This is a genomic window from Methanocalculus sp. (assembly GCF_030651615.1).
Classification (GTDB): Archaea; Halobacteriota; Methanomicrobia; order Methanomicrobiales; family Methanocorpusculaceae; genus Methanocalculus.
The window spans coordinates 1-16,931 of sequence record NZ_JAUSCG010000063.1 but is presented as its reverse complement, the minus strand read 5'-3'; the positions used below and the strand labels follow the sequence as shown (position 1 = coordinate 16,931).

Annotated in this window: 14 protein-coding genes; 9 read left to right on the top strand and 5 right to left on the bottom strand. The window is 47.9% G+C overall.

Translation table 11 applies throughout. From position 1 onward, the window contains the following. On the top strand, positions 1–547 hold a 547-nt coding region (locus Q7V06_RS02600; RefSeq protein WP_304837640.1), incomplete at its 5' end, for a DUF2156 domain-containing protein. Positions 548–581: 34 nt separating this feature from the next. Here Q7V06_RS02600 and Q7V06_RS02595 read toward each other — a convergent pair. The 5 genes from Q7V06_RS02595 to Q7V06_RS02575 all read right to left on the bottom strand — a co-directional run bounded on the left by Q7V06_RS02595 (position 582) and on the right by Q7V06_RS02575 (position 6,374). Beyond that, complete coding sequence (locus tag Q7V06_RS02595; RefSeq protein ID WP_304837637.1) at positions 582–1,715, bottom strand: hypothetical protein; 1,134 nt, start codon at positions 1,713–1,715, stop codon at positions 582–584. A 117-nt stretch (positions 1,716–1,832) separates the two neighbouring features. Further along, the gene (locus tag Q7V06_RS02590) at positions 1,833–2,786 is read right to left on the bottom strand and encodes a methyltransferase domain-containing protein (RefSeq protein ID WP_304837634.1); all 954 of its coding nucleotides are present in this window, start codon (positions 2,784–2,786) and stop codon (positions 1,833–1,835) included. A gap of 86 nt (positions 2,787–2,872) precedes the next feature. Further along, positions 2,873–4,006 (bottom strand): molecular chaperone DnaJ, encoded by a 1,134-nt coding sequence (gene dnaJ / locus Q7V06_RS02585; protein WP_304837631.1) that lies wholly within the window; start codon positions 4,004–4,006, stop codon positions 2,873–2,875. A gap of 5 nt (positions 4,007–4,011) precedes the next feature. After that, positions 4,012–5,844, bottom strand: a complete 1,833-nt coding sequence (dnaK, locus tag Q7V06_RS02580) for a molecular chaperone DnaK (protein ID WP_304837629.1) — start codon at positions 5,842–5,844, stop codon at positions 4,012–4,014. Positions 5,845–5,858: 14 nt separating this feature from the next. Beyond that, positions 5,859–6,374: a nucleotide exchange factor GrpE gene (locus Q7V06_RS02575; RefSeq protein ID WP_304837626.1), complete on the bottom strand. Its 516-nt coding sequence runs from the start codon at positions 6,372–6,374 to the stop codon at positions 5,859–5,861. 309 nt (positions 6,375–6,683) lie between these two features. Between Q7V06_RS02575 and purH the strand changes: the two genes are divergently transcribed. The 8 genes from purH to Q7V06_RS02535 all read left to right on the top strand — a co-directional run. Continuing rightward, complete coding sequence (gene purH / locus Q7V06_RS02570; protein ID WP_304837623.1) at positions 6,684–8,168, top strand: bifunctional phosphoribosylaminoimidazolecarboxamide formyltransferase/IMP cyclohydrolase; 1,485 nt, start codon at positions 6,684–6,686, stop codon at positions 8,166–8,168. A 311-nt stretch (positions 8,169–8,479) separates the two neighbouring features. Continuing rightward, positions 8,480–9,115, top strand: coding sequence for a DUF4013 domain-containing protein (locus Q7V06_RS02565; protein WP_304837620.1), 636 nt, complete (start codon positions 8,480–8,482; stop codon positions 9,113–9,115). A 268-nt stretch (positions 9,116–9,383) separates the two neighbouring features. After that, the gene (locus Q7V06_RS02560; protein ID WP_304837619.1) at positions 9,384–10,898 is read left to right on the top strand and encodes a 2-isopropylmalate synthase; all 1,515 of its coding nucleotides are present in this window, start codon (positions 9,384–9,386) and stop codon (positions 10,896–10,898) included. Then, positions 10,870–12,543, top strand: a complete 1,674-nt coding sequence (gene ilvB / locus Q7V06_RS02555) for a biosynthetic-type acetolactate synthase large subunit (protein WP_304837617.1) — start codon at positions 10,870–10,872, stop codon at positions 12,541–12,543. The genes Q7V06_RS02560 and ilvB overlap by 29 nt, the downstream gene beginning before the upstream one ends. Further along, on the top strand, positions 12,540–13,040 hold the full coding sequence (ilvN, locus tag Q7V06_RS02550; RefSeq protein WP_304837615.1) for an acetolactate synthase small subunit: 501 nt from the start codon (positions 12,540–12,542) through the stop codon (positions 13,038–13,040). Before ilvB ends, ilvN begins: the two co-directional genes overlap by 4 nt. Before the next feature lie 160 nt (positions 13,041–13,200). Further along, the gene (locus Q7V06_RS02545; RefSeq protein ID WP_304837612.1) at positions 13,201–14,745 is read left to right on the top strand and encodes a sodium:solute symporter; all 1,545 of its coding nucleotides are present in this window, start codon (positions 13,201–13,203) and stop codon (positions 14,743–14,745) included. Between the two features lie 327 nt (positions 14,746–15,072). After that, a complete protein-coding gene (locus Q7V06_RS02540; RefSeq protein ID WP_304837610.1) occupies positions 15,073–16,593 on the top strand; it encodes a sodium:solute symporter in 1,521 nt (506 codons plus the stop codon). A 67-nt stretch (positions 16,594–16,660) separates the two neighbouring features. Next, positions 16,661–16,931 (top strand): hypothetical protein (locus tag Q7V06_RS02535; protein ID WP_370650799.1); only part of this gene is annotated, 271 nt, incomplete at its 3' end.

The window sequence follows — 16,931 nt, the reverse complement described above, 5'->3', positions numbered from 1 at the left end:
TTATCTCTCCAGAGATCTTGCAAACCTCCCGGGAAAGAACTACCTGACCATTCGTGGCCAGATAAATAAATTTAAACGAAGCATCACCTACAGTGTCGAGCAGATCACAGAAGATTCAATAGAAGATATCAAGGAATTTCTTGAGAGATGGTGTGAATGGAAACATTGTGATAAATTTCCGATCCTTGCACATGAGAAGGAGGCTGTCATCTTTGCAGTGGACCACTTCGATGAACTGAACTGTCAGGGTCTTTTCATTAGAACCGGTAACGATATCAGTGCAATCGCAATATGGGGCATAATGAACGAGGAGACGATCGTTGTTCACTTTGAAAAGGCACTTCCGGGTTTTGAAGGCATCTATAAGATCATTAATATGAAGACTGCAAAAGCCGTGCAAACCCGTTATCGTTACATAAACCGGGAGTCGGATATGGGAGTGCCCGGTCTGCGCGAGGCAAAGATCAGATATCACCCTCACCATATGGCACCGGTCTGGTATATAAAAAAAATAGATATGGATTCCAGAAAAGAAGTCTTTTTGTGAGGATTGACCTTCTGACTACTCTATATGACCAGAACTACCTCACTTTACAGAGATCCAGAATCAGATTCATCGTATCCGTTTCAACAGTTGGTTTGGCAGACTCCAGCCATAGGTAAAAGCCAACTCTACCCGGAGTAATACGTTCAAATTTGAACCCTCCTGACCTCTCAGGTACCATCTTATAGTACATCCGTTTCTTTTTTGGTTTAAGATAGATGACCGGGGAGAGATCCGGGAGGTCCACAGCCAGTACCGCCTTTGAATAATCGCGCATGAGATCCGAGTAATCAAGAACCGAACTCTTCACCCGAAGACCATACTCATGGATTAATGTCTTCTGAGCTGCAGGATGCAACGCTCCAAAGATCACTTTTTTCACAAGTGGTGAGACACCAGGATCAGCTAAAACCTCTGATTGAGTTGCCCCTCGCTCAGCTGATCTCAGTAACCGCACAAGAGTCTGGTCATGAAACTGGCGATAATCAAAGGGTCTGGTACGGAGCGATAACGCACTGATTAACTTTGGATTGCTGACGGCAGTTTTTGAGAGTGAGGCCAGACGGAGAGTTTTGATAGAGGCTTTTAGTTCTTCGCAACTGAATGTTCCAACATATGCATTCTCCTCCTCACGGCATAGCCTTCTCACCACCTGGGTGTTAGAGATATCAACTGCTGAAAAGAGGGAGAATTCAACAGTATCCTGTTTGAAGAGATAACCGAAGAGTTTTTTCTTATAATGGATCTCTGCTTCAAGATCTTTCAGATCAGCAGGAGATGTCACGATCTCTGTAAAAGAGACTTTGTTATTGCTATCCAGCAAGAGAAGATCCACCTCAGCAAGATCCTGGCCATTACCTCGAACCCTGATATCTCCTTTTTCTGCATAATACATACCATTCTGGCCAAGAGCTATCCGGACAGGTCGCCTGGGAGCATCAGCTCCTTTCCTGACGATCTTTTTGATTGCAGAGGTATTGCTGGCAGTCTCAAGGAGAAGCTCGTAAATGAGTGCTTCGTACCAGTATCCTTCAACCGTCCGCATCTCCATGATGTCATCTGAGAAGAGCTTGATATTGTCATCCTTCTTCAGATGGCGCAGAGCCCGTATAGCCAGTGCTCGACTCGGCTCAAAGGAGGCGCAATTATCCCTCAACCAGTTAAGCACCATTTAAAGCCCCCGTACTACGTACGCTCCTTTCGTCATCTGGTATACCGAACATCTTTATGTAACTATTGTGTATGCAGCAGAGGTCAATCTGATCCCCGGCATCTGTCAATTATCTCTTTATGTGAGTACGAGTATCTGCCGCGTCAGGCTTTTATGAACCCGTTGGGAGAATGCATGATCGATCGTAAAATATTCTTTTGCCAGAGGAGAGATATCCCGATGAGTCACGACCACCGCTTTACCATTTTTCTTCATTATGCGTCGTATCTCAGATAATGAGTCTTCATAGAGCCTTTCTAAGCTTGTTGCCTTTATTGATGTTGATTGCCCGTACGGAAGATCGGTTGCAACCGCATGGACCGATGCATCCGATAAGGGGAGCTGGCAGGTATCTGCACGAAGGCAGACTGCATTTGGAAGATTATCCCGATACCCGGAGATCATCGATTGATCAATATCAGATCCTGCAACCCGTGCACCAATGATTGCTCCTTCAAGGAGAATTCCTCCTGTTCCACAAAATGGATCGTAGAGGATCTGATTAGGCTGTACATAAGTGAGATTCACCATGGCACGAGCCATTAAAGGCATCATTACTCCCGGATGGAAAAACGGACGTCTCATGGGGTTTCTGTATGCATATGAACCTCGATCGATATGATACATAACCCTCCCAAGATAACAGGTGCCATCTGAGAAGATAGCACGATATTCTTCCAGAGGAGACGTAAGGGAGACATTGCCATCTATTAATGTACCCATCATCCGCTCAAGATCCGTTTTTGATTCCGGTAGTATTGCAGGATGAATTCTTTTAACCCGGCAGGCAAATGGCTGTCGTGCAGTCAGTGAGAGGTCACGCAATAAGGAAGAGAATGAATCTCCATCCCCGTGACACTCTCCCAGGTACTCCATTACAACATGCGTCTGAGCAAGACGGATTGCATCTCCGGGAGTCGGACATTCGGCAACGGCAACCTGTGGTGCTCGTGCAAGTACCTGTCCGATACATCCAACCTCAGCAACAGGGAGGTCGGGGTGTTCTCCGGAGAGCTCAAAGAGCAGTTTCATCCATATACACGTTGGGGATAACAGAAGAAATACCTGTGCTACAGATTCTGGAAATAATAAAAGAAAAGGATGTTCTGATCCACAGGTTACCTGCCCATCACTTTGTCAAAGAAGCCTTTCTTCCCCTTTGATCCTGAATCCTTACCCTCGATAGTTCCTTCGAGTTCCCGTATCTTCTCATAGAGCTCTTTTATCTCAGCATCAATGTTCTTTGGGGTGAGAATAATGACCCGTACAAGAAGATCCCCGGACCGTCCGCGTCTTCGAACCCCCTCTCCCGGGATCCTGAGAGCCGTTCCATACTGTATACCTGAAGGTATCCTGAGGTTTACCTTCCGTTTGTCAATCGTCTCGATCTCCACTTCGGATCCAAGTACAGCCTGTGCAGGAGTGATCTCAACACCAGTCTCAAGATTATCTCCCTTCCGATCAAACCGATCGTCAGATTCCACCATCACTTCTATGTAGAGATCTCCCGTCTGCGCCCCATAGTCTCCTGCCTCGCCATACCCTTCCATCCTGAGGCGCATCCCGGATTCAACTCCTGCCGGAATATGAATGGTGACCGTCCTCTGGACCTGGGTATGTCCACTCCCACCACATGATTGACATACCTGTTCCGGAATCTTGCCTTTTCCACCACATTCAGTACAGGTCGTCATCCTGACGAACTGACCAAAGAGTGACTGGCTAACAGAACGCATCTGTCCACTTCCACCGCATCGCGAACAGGTTGTCTGCCGTTTGTTGGCACTTCCGGAGCCATCACAGGCGGGGCATGCCTCTGCATGCATCACCCGTACATCCCGATCAATGCCAAAAACTGCATCACGGAGGGAGACAGAGACACGCATGAGGAGATCTGATCCCCGTTGAGGGCCGCCCCTTCGGTTCTGCCCTCCAAAGAAGGTATCAAAGATGTCGCCAAACCCTGAGAAGTCCGAGGAGAAACCATAATTTGCGTTGCCAGCACCACTGTAGCTCCCTTTTGAGGCATTTGTATATGCCTCATGACCGAGCTGATCATACTGGCGGCGCTTCTCGGCATCGGAGAGGATGCTGTATGCCTCATTGATCTGTTTGAACCGATCCTCAGCACCCTCATCCTTGCAGACATCAGGGTGATACTTCCTGGCAAGGTTGCGGTAGGCCTTCTTTATCTCCTTCTCCGGTGCGTTCTTTGGAACGCCGAGGGTGTCATAGTAGCTCTCCGCAACCATCTGACTCACTCTTTCTTGACTTCGTAATCGGCATCGACGACGGTATCGTCCTCTGCACCTTTCTGAGCAGGGGATCCTTCGCCCTGTTGTGCGGCCTCACCAGCTTTCTGGTAAAGTTTTGTAGTGACTTTAAAGACCGCTTCCTGGAGAGCATCCATCTTCTCTTTGATGACGACGGTATCTTCGCCCTCAAGTGCGGTACGGATGCCTGATACAGCCACTTCAATTGACGTTTTATCTTCTTCGTCGATCTTGTCTCCACTTTCTTTGATCAGTTTCTCTGCACTGTATGCAGCCATATCAGCGTTGTTTCTGATCTCGATCTCTTCACGCTTCTTCTTGTCCTCTTCCTCATAGAGTTGCGCATCTTTCACCATCTTCTCGATCTCGTCATTCTTAAGATCCTTTCTGCCGGAGATTGTGATCGACTGCTCTTTTCCTGAACCTAGGTCTTTTGCCGAGACATGGACGATGCCGTTTGCATCGATATCAAATGTCACTTCAATCTGAGGAACTCCACGGGGTGCCGGCGGGATACCGGTTAACTGGAATCTGCCAAGCGAGAAGTTGTCGCGTGCAAACTGCCGTTCACCCTGGACAACATGGATCTCGACACTCGTCTGCCCATCTGCTGCTGTTGAGAAGATCTGACTCTTCCGTGTCGGGATAGTGGTGTTCCGCTCAATGATTGCCGTTGCAATGTTTCCAAGCGTCTCTATACCGAGAGTGAGCGGCGTAACATCAAGGAGGACAACATCCTTTGCTTCTCCTGTCAGGACTGCACCCTGGATAGCTGCGCCAAGTGCAACACACTCGTCCGGGTTAATTCCCTTATCAGGCTCTTTTCCAAGGAGACGCCTGACAGTCTCAACCACAAGAGGAACTCGTGTCGATCCACCAACAAGGAGGACATGAGTGATATCCTTTGCCTCAAGGCTTGCATCTTTCAGTGCATTTTTAACAGGATCGATCGTCTTCTCCACAAGATCTCCGATCAACTGCTCAAACTTGGCACGGGTAAGATCAACGTCAAGGAACTTTGGTCCTGAGTCTGATGTGGTGATATAGGGGAGGTTAATATTCGTCTTCTGAAGTGTTGAAAGATCAATCTTTGCCCGTTCTGAGGCATCTTTCATCCGCTGCATTGCAACAGGATCTTTTCTGAGGTCTACCCCCTCTTTCTTCTTGAAATCATCAACAAGGAAATCGATTATCCGATTATCAAAGTCATCGCCTCCGAGGTGATTAATTCCATTCGTTGAAAGCACCTCAAAGACGCCGTCACCAAGGGTCAGGATCGAAACATCGAATGTCCCACCACCGAGGTCATAAACGAGGACGGTAGACTCACCCTCTTTGTCAAGACCATATGCAAGGGAGCTTGCTGTCGGCTCGTTTATGATACGGAGAACCTCAAGTCCGGCAATCTTGCCTGCATCTTTGGTCGCCTGCCGCTGTGCATCATTAAAGTATGCCGGAACAGTGATGACTGCTTTTGTGATCTTCTCACCAAGGTATGCCTCTGCATCCACCTTCAGTTTCTGGAGAATCATTGCAGAGATCTCCTGAGGAGAATACTTTTTATCATCAATATTTACCGTGAAGTCCGTTCCCATCTTCCTCTTGATGGAGGCAGTGGTCCGGGATGTATTCGCTACAGCCTGACGCTTTGCGACACTTCCAACAAGACGTTCACCATCCTTTGCGAATGCAACGACCGAGGGGGTTGTCCTTGTACCTTCAGAGTTTGGGATCACTTTTGGAGCCCCACCCTCCATGATTGCCATACAGGAGAAGGTCGTTCCAAGATCAATACCTAATATCTTTTCGCCAGCCATTTGTTTACAACTCCTTATTCTGTTTTTCCTTTGGAAACCGCCACTTTGGCGCATCTTATTACTTTGTTGTGCATGCTATACCCATGGCAAACCTCATCAACAATCACCCCTTCTTCTTCTTCAGACGGCACATAGGCGATTGCCTCGTGCTCATTTGGATTGAAGCGGGTATGTATACACGTCATTGGGGTTATGCCATTTCTCTCAAGGACGGAGATGAAGAGCTTATGAATCTGATTAAGCCCTTCTTTGAGTTCGGAGTCATCCGCCCTGACTGCCCGCTCAAGATTGTCAAGTATTTCGAGGACCTCAAGTGCAAAACGTTCATTTGCGAACCTGATGATCATCTCCTGCTCCCTTGCCGCTCTCTTTTTATAATTTTCAAAGTCAGCGGCGAGGCGAAGGAATTTATCATTCAACTCGTCATACTCTCTTCGGGTGATCTCAGAAGATGTCTGATTATCTGTCAGACAGCCTTCTCTCTCATCGATCGGAAACCCTTCCTGTCTGCCTTTTTCATCATCCTCCATAGAAGATCACATCAAAGTGTTACAATACCTATTGTAATGTAGTTCTATATATATTTATCCCTTACCATACGTAAGTGTCATTTTGGGAGAGAGAGCCACAGAGAATACATGACCAATACGGTTTTCATGCATCAAGAAGATGGAGGGATCAATATCTGCAATTTACTCCCTAATAGTAGAGATAGGGCCATATAATAGATTTTTGATAGATCCAAATAAGAGTACGGAGGTGGTGTGTATTCGCCTGGGGATCACGTGGGAGCTCCCAGATAAGAGAATTGAATACTGCTGAAGATCCATACTTTACCTATGACGACAGCTCTTCTCTCTGTCTGGGATAAGACAGGAATTGTCTCTTTTGCCCGATCACTACACGAACTGGGAATATCTATTCTGAGTTCAGGTGGAACGGGGAAGGCACTCGCTGAAGCAGGTATACCCTTTACCGAAGTCTCCAAATATACCGGATCTCCGGAGATGATGGATGGACGGGTCAAGACACTTCATCCAAAGATCCATGGAGGTCTCCTCGGCAGGCGGGGAGTCGATGATGCTGTAATGGCAAAGCATGGGATTGGTGGAATAGATATACTCTGTGTGAACCTCTATCCATTTGAGATGATGGCTGAGAAGAACCTCCCACTCTCAGAACTTGTTGAATATATTGATATCGGCGGTCCTGCGATGATCCGTGCAGCTGCGAAGAACTTCAAGGATGTTGCTGTCATCTGCGATCCGTCAGATTACTCACTCATAACAGACGCTCTTGCAAAAGGCGGCATCTCAGATGCAGAACGGCTTTCTTTAGCAAAAAAAGCATTTTCACGAACTGCTGCATACGATGCTGCAATCAGCAACCATCTTTATGGGATCGATAGCCTCTTCCCTGAAGTACTCACAGTTCAATTCAGGGGGGGACGCCCCCTCCGGTATGGTGAGAACCCGCATCAGCAGGCAGCAGTCTTTGGAACTATCGGAATCGCCGGGGCCATACCCATTCAGGGTAAACCGATGTCTTATAACAATTATCTTGATCTCAATGCAGCAGTAGGCCTACTCCGTGAGTTTGATGACACTGCCTGCATAATCGTGAAACATAACAACCCCTGTGGTGTTGCAACCGGCAGAACGCTTCTTGATGCATATATCAGTGCACGCGATGTCGATCCCGTATCTGCCTATGGCTCGGTCATCGCGATGAACAGAGAGATCGGATCAGATGTTGCCGAGGCGATCTGCAGTACCTTTGTTGAAGTTGTGATTGCCCCCTCCTACTCTGAAGATGCACTCAGAATGATGAAGGTAAAAGAGAATATGCGCCTTCTTACACTGCCAGCCCCCCATCTTGCAGATGAGATAAGATCGATCGACGGCGGTATGCTGTATATGCGGACACCACCGTACCGTGAACACTGGGAGGTTGTCTCCGAGCGTGAACCGACAGCAACAGAACTTGAGGCGATGAGGCTAGCCTGGCGTGTCTGCAAGCATACAAAGAGCAATACAATCATCTTTGCAGATAAAAAAGAGACACTCGGTATCGGTGCAGGTCAGATGAGCAGGGTTGATGCGGCAAAGATCGCGATTGAGAAGGCAAATAAGCCGCTGAAAGGCTCTGTTGTCGCCTCAGATGCATTCCTTCCCTTCCCAGACACTCTTGAAGTGGCAGCAGATGCAGGTGCAACCGCACTTGTTCAGCCAGGCGGATCAATCCGTGATGCAGAAGTGATCGAGGCGGCAAATAAGCGGAATATGGCGATGATTTTTACAGGAGTTCGGTATTTCAGGCATTAGATCGGCTCATTTTCTGATGATGACCAAAACCATATTTTTTATAAGCAATAAAAAAACCAATAAATAAATGATACTCACATCATTTTTATACATCTTAACTGCCGCGAAGAAATGCAGATACATTCACAGGATTGAAAATTCCAGTGAATCTAAACTCATTATTACAATCGACCATTTTTTCATCTGATATACCATTCTTCTCAAAGTAATACTTCTTAATCTGTCAAAAAGGCTCAAATATTGCTTATATAGAGCAAACATATAAATACAAAGAGGACGGTATTCCTTTTATCACAGAGGTTGTGAACACTATGGAATACGGTACACTACTCGGGGACTCTTTTGAGTATACGAAGGAAGCTCTGATCGGCAAATGGATGAAATGGATTCTCCTCATCATATGCATGATCATCTTCCCTCTTATCGGCGGATATCTGATGAGAATTTACAAAGGAATAAAACCGGCTCCTGAACTTGAAAATTGGGGCAGTCTCTTCATTGATGGTATCAAGCTGCTGATAGTGGGTATTATCTATGCATTGCCCATCTTAATCGTGGCATTGGTCATGGGTTTTGGTGCCATGGCATCGTCTATGGCAGGAGGAGACATAGCGGCCCTTGGCACATTAGGCATAGGTTTAATTATCATTCTGATTCTGGCAATTATTATCGGACTTATTGTTCCGATTGCCTACATCCGGTTTGCACGAACAGAATCGTTTGGTGAGGCTTTCAACTTCAGTGCCATCTTCGGACATATCGGCAAGATCGGATGGATAGATTATATCATTGCTCTGATTATAGTCGCAGTCGTCGTAGGTATTATTGAGTTTGTTCTCATGATGATCCCAGTCATCGGCTGGATCATCTACTTCATCCTCATGCCAGCGTTCATCATCTTCGTTGGACGCTATATGACCCTTGTTTACGACAGCGCTTCTGCATAAACAGAAGAACAACTCTCTTTTTTCCTTTTGTTTTAGATAGAAAAGATAAAGCTGAGATTATGGAGCTATTAGCCGGAACGAAACCACGAGACGTTCCTGATTATCATAGCAGTAATAGTATGTCCTCAGTCAGAAAATGCATCTAATAGTATTGTGTTTAATTGATATACCAGCAAACACAAGCTGATACGGATTGTCAACGGTTGAAAAGAGCCAACATATTAAATAATTCAAGGTACCATTATTGAAATGGTGCTTTCCACTATGAGTGATTGCTTTATTTGTTAAAAGCCCACGCTTTTTAGACACAACATTGCGTGACGGGGAACAGACTCCCGGCGTATCGCTAAAACCCAATGATAAACTGAACATCGCAACACTTCTCTCTGATATTGGTGTTCATGTTATTGAGGTTGGTTCAGCTGTTGCATCTGACGGAGAACGAGAGTCTCTCAGGCTGATATCCGAAGCCGGTTTAAAGTCAGAGATCTGTACGTTTGTCCGTGGTGTACAGCTTGATATTGACTATGCAGCAGATAACGGTGCTGAATCAGTTCATCTCGTCATCCCTGTTTCTGATCTTCATATAGAGAAGAAGCTCAGGAAAGATCGGGAGTATGTGATGAAGATGGCCTGGGACTCAGTCGAGTATGCAAAAGAACGTGGCCTGATCGTCGAACTCTCAGGAGAAGATGCATCCAGAGCCGATCAATCATACCTTCTTGACCTCTTTGCAGGCGGGATTGAGCGAGGCGCGGATCGCCTCTGCTTCTGTGATACAGTCGGTGTACTCACACCTGAGCGTGCTGCTGAGATCATCCCGCCTCTTGCTACACTCGCGCCACTCTCAATCCACTGCCATAACGATCTGGGGCTAGGTCTGGCAACCACCCTCTCGGCATTGAAATCAGGAGCAACGACTGCCCATGTGACGGTGAACGGCCTTGGAGAGCGGGCGGGAAACACACCGCTTGAGGAGCTTGTGATGTCTTTAGAGGTACTCTATGGCGTGAATACCGGGATAAAAACCGAAGAGCTCTATCATCTCTCCACTCTTGTATCAAGACTCACCCGAGTGCCCCTCCCCACAAACAAGGCGATCGTAGGGGAGATGGCATTCACCCATGAGAGTGGTATCCATGCCCACGGCATCCTCCGCGATACAATGACCTATGAACCGATCATGCCCGAGACCGTTGGGAGAAAGCGGAGAATTCTGCTTGGAAAACATTCGGGCAGTGCCTCTGTTGAGGCAGCGCTCACTGAAATGGGATACAAGACAGAACAGAGGCAATTGCAGGAGATTGTCTCACGGGTTAAACATCTGGGTGATGAAGGGAAACGGATCACAGATTCTGACCTTCATGCTATTGCAGAAGCGGTGCTTGACATATCATGCACACCGGTGATCAAGATGAAGCAGTTCACAACGGTCTCCGGGAACAGTGTTATGCCGACAGCATCAGTTACATTAACGGTGAATGGGGAGGATATCACTCAGGCAGCGACGGGGACTGGCCCTGTTGATGCAGTCATCATGGCACTCCGAAAGGCTGTGCAGGATGTAGGCGACATCACGCTCGAAGAGTACCATGTAGATGCCATCTATGGCGGAACAGATGCGCTCGTCGACGTCACTGTTAAGTTACGAAAGGACGGAGAGTTGATCACCTCCCGGGGCGCACGCACAGACATCATCATGGCGTCGGTGGAGGCAATGATATCAGGAATGAACAGATTATTGAGGAGAAAAGATGAAGACCGGGGCAAAAATACTGATTGAAGGATTAATACGGCAGGGAGTGACGACCATCTTTGGATACCCCGGCGGCGTAGTACTTCCGATCTACGACGAGCTGTACGACTCCCCACTTCAGCACATTCTGGTGCGGCATGAACAGGCAGCGGCACATGCAGCAGACGGGTACGCACGTGCATCAGGCAGAACCGGTGTCTGCCTTGCAACATCCGGCCCCGGCGCATGCAACCTCGTAACAGGCATTGCAACCGCGTATATGGACTCGGTCCCAATGGTTGCCCTCACAGGCCAGGTGCCGACTTCACTGCTTGGGAATGATGCATTTCAGGAGTCGGACATCACCGGAATCACAATGCCAATCACAAAACACAACTATCTCGTCAATAAGACCGAAGATCTCGATAGTGTGATTAGGGAGGCATTTCATATCGCCAGAACCGGCCGCCAGGGTCCGGTCTTAATTGATATTCCAAAAGATGTCGCGACGAACCAGATTCCTGATCCACCAGATGATTATCAGTTCCATATCCGGGGATACAACCCGACGCTGCAGGGTCACCTCCGTCAGATCGAAAAAGCCCTCGCTATGATAGATGAGGCAAAACGGCCGGTCATCTATGCAGGGGGCGGGGTGATTGCTTCTAATGCATCATCAGAACTGATCAGGCTTGCGGAACTGACCGGAACTCCGGTGACGACGACACTGATGGGTATTGGTGCAATCCCCTGTGATCATCCCCTGAACCTCGGGATGCTTGGGATGCATGGTACACGATATGCAAATTATGCCGTAACAGAATGTGATCTCTTAATTGCAATCGGTGCCAGATTCGATGACCGGGTGACAGGTAAAATACAGTCATTCGCACCCAATGCTGGGATCATTCATATTGATATCGATCCGGCTGAGATCGGAAAGAATAAACCAGTCGATGTTCCAATCGTTGGCGACTCAAAATCCGTTCTTACCTGTATGCTCGATCGGATTGCAAAGCAGCCTTCAAGGCAAGGTTGGAACGAGAAGGTCAACCACTGGAAATCAACACATCCGATGGCCCTTCCAGACGATGGAGTGCTAAGACCGCAGATGGTCATTCGAACGCTCTCCGATCTTCTGGATGGAGAGGGAATAATCGTCTCTGAAGTCGGACAGAATCAGATGTGGACTGCTCAGCACTTCTGTTTCAGACACCCAAGAACCTGGATCACCTCAGGTGGACTCGGAACGATGGGATATGGTCTGCCGGCGGCAATGGGTGCCCATTATGCACGACCTGACCTCCCGGTCTTTGATATTGCAGGAGATGGCAGTATCCAGATGAATATCCAGGAATTTGGGACGATCGCCCAGTATGATATACCAGTCAAAGTCGTCATCCTGAATAATATGTTCCTTGGTATGGTCAGGCAGTGGCAGGAGCTCTTCTATGACCGCAGGTACTCATATACCGAATTGCCGGAGGTTGATTTCGTCGGTATCGCACGTGCCTATGGGATCGATGGGATGAGAGTAGATTCAGCCGACCTCGTAAAAGAGGCACTCATGTCAGCCATTGAGACAGACGGGCCATTTGTCCTTGACTTCAGGATAGAACGTGAAGAGAATGTCTTCCCGATGGTGCCAGCTGGTGCTGCGATAAATGAGATGATCGGGGGGCGGCAGGAATGAAAGTTCACACGCTTTCTATCCTTGTTGAGAATCGGGCCGGTGTCCTCTCCCGCGTTGCCGGGATGTTCTCACGACGTGGATTCAACATCGAAAGCCTTGCGGTTGGCACCTGCGAACAACCGGAGATGAGTCGGATCACCATCACCGTCAAAGGAGATGACACCACCATCGAACAGGTCAAGAAACAGTTGAACAAACTGATTGATGTCATAAAAGTTTCAGACATCACCTACCGTGAACATGTCAGACGGGAGCTTGCCCTCATCAAGGTTGCCGCAAGCCCAAGCAACACTCGTGCTGAGGTGATGCAGATTGCAGATGTCTTCAGGGCGCAGATCATCGATGTCGGAGCAAAGACCCTTGTATTACAGGTGGTCGGACCTCCAGAGAAAATTGATGCTCTTGAGACACTTCTCCGCCAGTACGGGGTGAAGGAGCTTGTACGAACTGGTACCGTTGCCGTCCTGCGGGGTTCAAAGACCTCGGCAGGAGAATAAATTTCTTTTTTACAATCTTTCGAATCATGCATCTTATATGATACCGTGACAGATAGTAGCATGATATGTTGACTGGACCTACTGAAGAGAGAGCAATAGTCTATATAAGGGTTGTATCACCTAGGATAGAGAAAATTTCAGCATCTGAGGATAATTGATCATGGCTGATCCTGGTACTGTTGGAATCATTCTGCTGTACTGTTTCGTACTCATCATTATTGGTGTAATGGCTTCACGAAAGATCAATAATACAGCAGATTACATCGTTGCCGGGCGATCTCTTGGGTTCTGGGTATTTACCATCCTGATGGTCGCCTCCATCTGTAGCGGGATGACCCTTGTTGGTGTCTCCGGGTATGGCTATACCTCAGGATGGCCGGGTATATGGGAGCAGATTGCAGTACCTCTGGCTGCTGCATTCTGTATCACCATATTCGGAGTGAAACTGCATCGTATCGGCCGTGAGAATGGCTATATGACGCTTGAAGATTATTTTGCCCATAGATTTGAGAGTACACGCGAACTCAGGGGATTGTCTGCTCTTGCCGGAATAACGGTCTCACTCATCTATCTCGTTGGGCAGTATACCGCCATCAGTATCGTCCTCATCTGGCTCTTTGGGATTGAACACTGGCAGGCACTGATCATCTCAGGCATCATCATCACCGCATATACTGTGATCGGAGGACTGTACGCCGTCTCCTGGACAACACTCCTCCAGGGGGGGCTTCTGATCGCCGGTGTCATCGCGATCGCACCGCTATTGATTCTCAAGGCGGGTGGACTCACCCATATCAATCACGTTCTTGCAGGAATCGATCCAAATCTGGTTGAGCCCTGGTTTCCATCTCCGGTATATGCCCCCTATGCTTTCGCAACACCAGAGTTTCTCCTCTCTTTTGGTCTCCTGATGATGGTTGGTCTTGCCTGTGCCCCACATGTCATCAATAATGTACTTGCTGCCCGGGAGACGAGATACTTCAGATGGACCCCCCTGATTGCGTTTCTCATCTACCTCATCGTGATGCTCCTTGTGAAATTCGCAGGATTTGCCGTCCGCGTCCTCGTTGAGGAGGGGACTCTCATCCTCCCCGATGTCATCAACGCACAGGACTTTGCATTTATGTATGGCGTGGAATTTGCTGCGCCGAATGCATTTGTATGGGGCCTCTTTGCTGTCATCGTCCTTGCAGCTGTGATGTCGACGACGGATCGGCTGATGCTCACCATCGGAACAATGTTCTCATGGGACATCTACAAAAACATCCTGCATCCGGATGCCTCGGATACAAAGATCCTTCTGGTCTCACGGGTCTCCGTCTTCATCGCCGCTGGCATCTCACTGATTCTTGCAATCAATCCACCTCAAATGCTTGCTTTCCTGATCTGGATGGGTATCGGTGTAATGCTCTCAACCTTTGCAGTTCCAATCCTCGCAGGGCTCTACTGGCGTGGGGCGACAACAAAAGGGGCACTTGCTGCAATGTGTGTCGGTCTTATCGGGTCTGGTATCTTTGGATATTATCATCAGTATGTAGCAGAGCTCCCGGTTCATTTCAGCCTCTATGCTGTATCATTTGCTCTCCTTGCGATGATCGTTGTCAGCCTTATGACGGAGAAGAACAGCCCGGAAGTTCTTGACGCCACGATGACCGGATGGTACATCTTCAGGAAGAAAGAGTGGTCCGGGATAGAGTTCATGTAGAGAAAATACAATAATTCCCCTTTTATTTGAAAATGCATGGGAAAACTATCATTTTCATCTTGTATGCCTGTTGCCCTTATGGGCATCATGAGCGTTTTTTTGAATACCTATCAGGGAGTATGGAGCACCCGGTAATGACATAGAGAGTCAATCCATGCTCCACCAAAAAAATAAAAACGAGCATGTTATATGCTACCATGATACACATTAGCATGATATGTTATTCGGACTGCCTGATCTGACTGTTGTAACCGTTGGTGGAACTATAGTTGTCATCATCATCCTGCTTGTCATCTGGGGACTCAGATTTCCGAAGGAGGACTGATCATGGCTGACATCGTCACCATTGGAATTATCGTTTTGTACTGTATTATGCTCATTGGAATTGGAGGGTGGGCTTCAAGGAAGATCAATAATACTGAAGATTATATCCTCGCAGGACGCTCCCTTGGGTTCTGGGTCTTCACCATCCTGATGGTCGCCTCCATATGCAGTGGCATGACCCTTGTCGGCGTTTCTGGTTTTGGATATACTTCCGGGTGGCCCGGAATATGGGAACAGATAGCAGTACCAATGGCTGCGGCATTCTGTATCACCATATTCGGAGTGAAACTGCATAGTGTTGGTCGTGAGAACGGCTATATGACGCTTGAAGATTATTTTGCCCACAGATTTGAGAGTGCACGCGAACTCAGAGGATTATCTGCTCTTGCCGGAATAACCGTCTCACTCATCTACCTCGTCGGCCAGTATACCGCCATCAGTATCGTCCTCATCTGGCTCTTTGGTATCGAACACTGGCAGGCATTGATCATTGCGGGTATTATCATCACCGCATATACCGTCATCGGCGGACTGTATGCTGTCTCCTGGACTACCCTCATTCAGGGACTGCTCCTGATCGGCGGGGTTATCGGAATCACGCCAATTCTGATTGCAAAAGCAGGCGGACTCACCCATATCAATCAGGTTCTGGCTGGGATCGATCCAAATCTCATCCAGCCATGGTTCCCCTCTCCTCCCTATGCGGCATATGCGTATGCCACCCCGGAGTTCCTCTTCTCCTTTGGAATTCTCCTGATGGTTGGTCTTGCCTGTGCACCACATGTCATCAATAATGTTCTTGCGGCCCGCAAATCCCAGTACTTCAAATGGTCCCCATTGATCGCTTTTGTCATTTATCTTGTCGTGATGTTGCTTGTGAAGTTCGCAGGTTTTGCAGTCCGTGTCCTTGTTGAAGAAGGGACAGTTGTACTTCCGGCTGTAAAAAACGCGCAGGATTTTGCTTTCATCTACGGGGTCCAGTATGCCGCGCCGAATGTTTTTATATGGGGGATTTTTGCCGTTATCGTCCTTGCTGCTGTGATGTCAACAACAGATCGGTTGATGCTCACCATCGGAACGATGTTCTCATGGGATATCTACAAGAATATTCTCCACCCTGATGCAACCGATAAGAAGGTACTCACCATCTCAAAGATCTCTGTCTTCCTCGCAGCTGGCATATCGCTCATTCTTGCGATCAATCCACCAGAGATGCTTGCATTTCTGATCTGGATGGGTATTGGCATAATGCTCTCTACCTTTGCCGTTCCGATCCTCGCTGGCCTCTACTGGCGTGGGGCAACAACAAAAGGTGCACTCGCTGCAATGTGTGTCGGGCTTATCGGATCAGGAGTCTTTGGGTACTATCACCAGTATGTAGCAAAGCTTCCGGTTCATTTCAGCCTCTATGCAGTATCGCTTGCTCTCCTTGCGATGATCGTCGTCAGTCTTATCACAAAGAAGAACAGCCAGAAGGCACTAGATGAGACGATGACGGGCTGGTACATCTTCAAAAGAACATAAGGACGATCGGAATCATTATCATCCCTCCAATCCTTTCCATTCTATTCCAGAGATTAATGGATGTTGAATGATGACGAAAGGAGATATCAAGAGTCGAATTTCTTTTCGCTGGCTTCTTATCGGAGCCATCATCCTTATCATTCTCATCGTCACAGGAATGTTACTTACAATCAGCTACCAGGCGTCCCGTTCTGCCTTGGAAGAACATACCAAAACACTTCAGGATACCACTGAATATAGTCTTGAACAGTCAATAGTCCTCGTTGATCGGGGGCTCCTCCTCTTTGATCAGTCCCTTGACTATCGGCTTCGTGAATCAATGGATCGCTTCTTCACTG

Excerpts from the sequence above, each read along its gene's own strand:
- Q7V06_RS02595 (WP_304837637.1), bottom strand. The coding sequence starts at position 1,715 with ATGGTGCTTAACTGGTTGAGGGATAATTGCGCCTCCTTTGAGCCGAGT.
- Q7V06_RS02590 (WP_304837634.1), bottom strand. The coding sequence starts at position 2,786 with ATGAAACTGCTCTTTGAGCTCTCCGGAGAACACCCCGACCTCCCTGTT.
- dnaJ (WP_304837631.1), bottom strand. The coding sequence starts at position 4,006 with ATGGTTGCGGAGAGCTACTATGACACCCTCGGCGTTCCAAAGAACGCA.
- dnaK (WP_304837629.1), bottom strand. The coding sequence starts at position 5,844 with ATGGCTGGCGAAAAGATATTAGGTATTGATCTTGGAACGACCTTCTCC.
- Q7V06_RS02575 (WP_304837626.1), bottom strand. The coding sequence starts at position 6,374 with ATGGAGGATGATGAAAAAGGCAGACAGGAAGGGTTTCCGATCGATGAG.
- purH (WP_304837623.1), top strand. The coding sequence starts at position 6,684 with ATGACGACAGCTCTTCTCTCTGTCTGGGATAAGACAGGAATTGTCTCT.
- Q7V06_RS02565 (WP_304837620.1), top strand. The coding sequence starts at position 8,480 with ATGGAATACGGTACACTACTCGGGGACTCTTTTGAGTATACGAAGGAA.
- ilvB (WP_304837617.1), top strand. The coding sequence starts at position 10,870 with ATGAAGACCGGGGCAAAAATACTGATTGAAGGATTAATACGGCAGGGA.
- ilvN (WP_304837615.1), top strand. The coding sequence starts at position 12,540 with ATGAAAGTTCACACGCTTTCTATCCTTGTTGAGAATCGGGCCGGTGTC.
- Q7V06_RS02545 (WP_304837612.1), top strand. The coding sequence starts at position 13,201 with ATGGCTGATCCTGGTACTGTTGGAATCATTCTGCTGTACTGTTTCGTA.
- Q7V06_RS02540 (WP_304837610.1), top strand. The coding sequence starts at position 15,073 with ATGGCTGACATCGTCACCATTGGAATTATCGTTTTGTACTGTATTATG.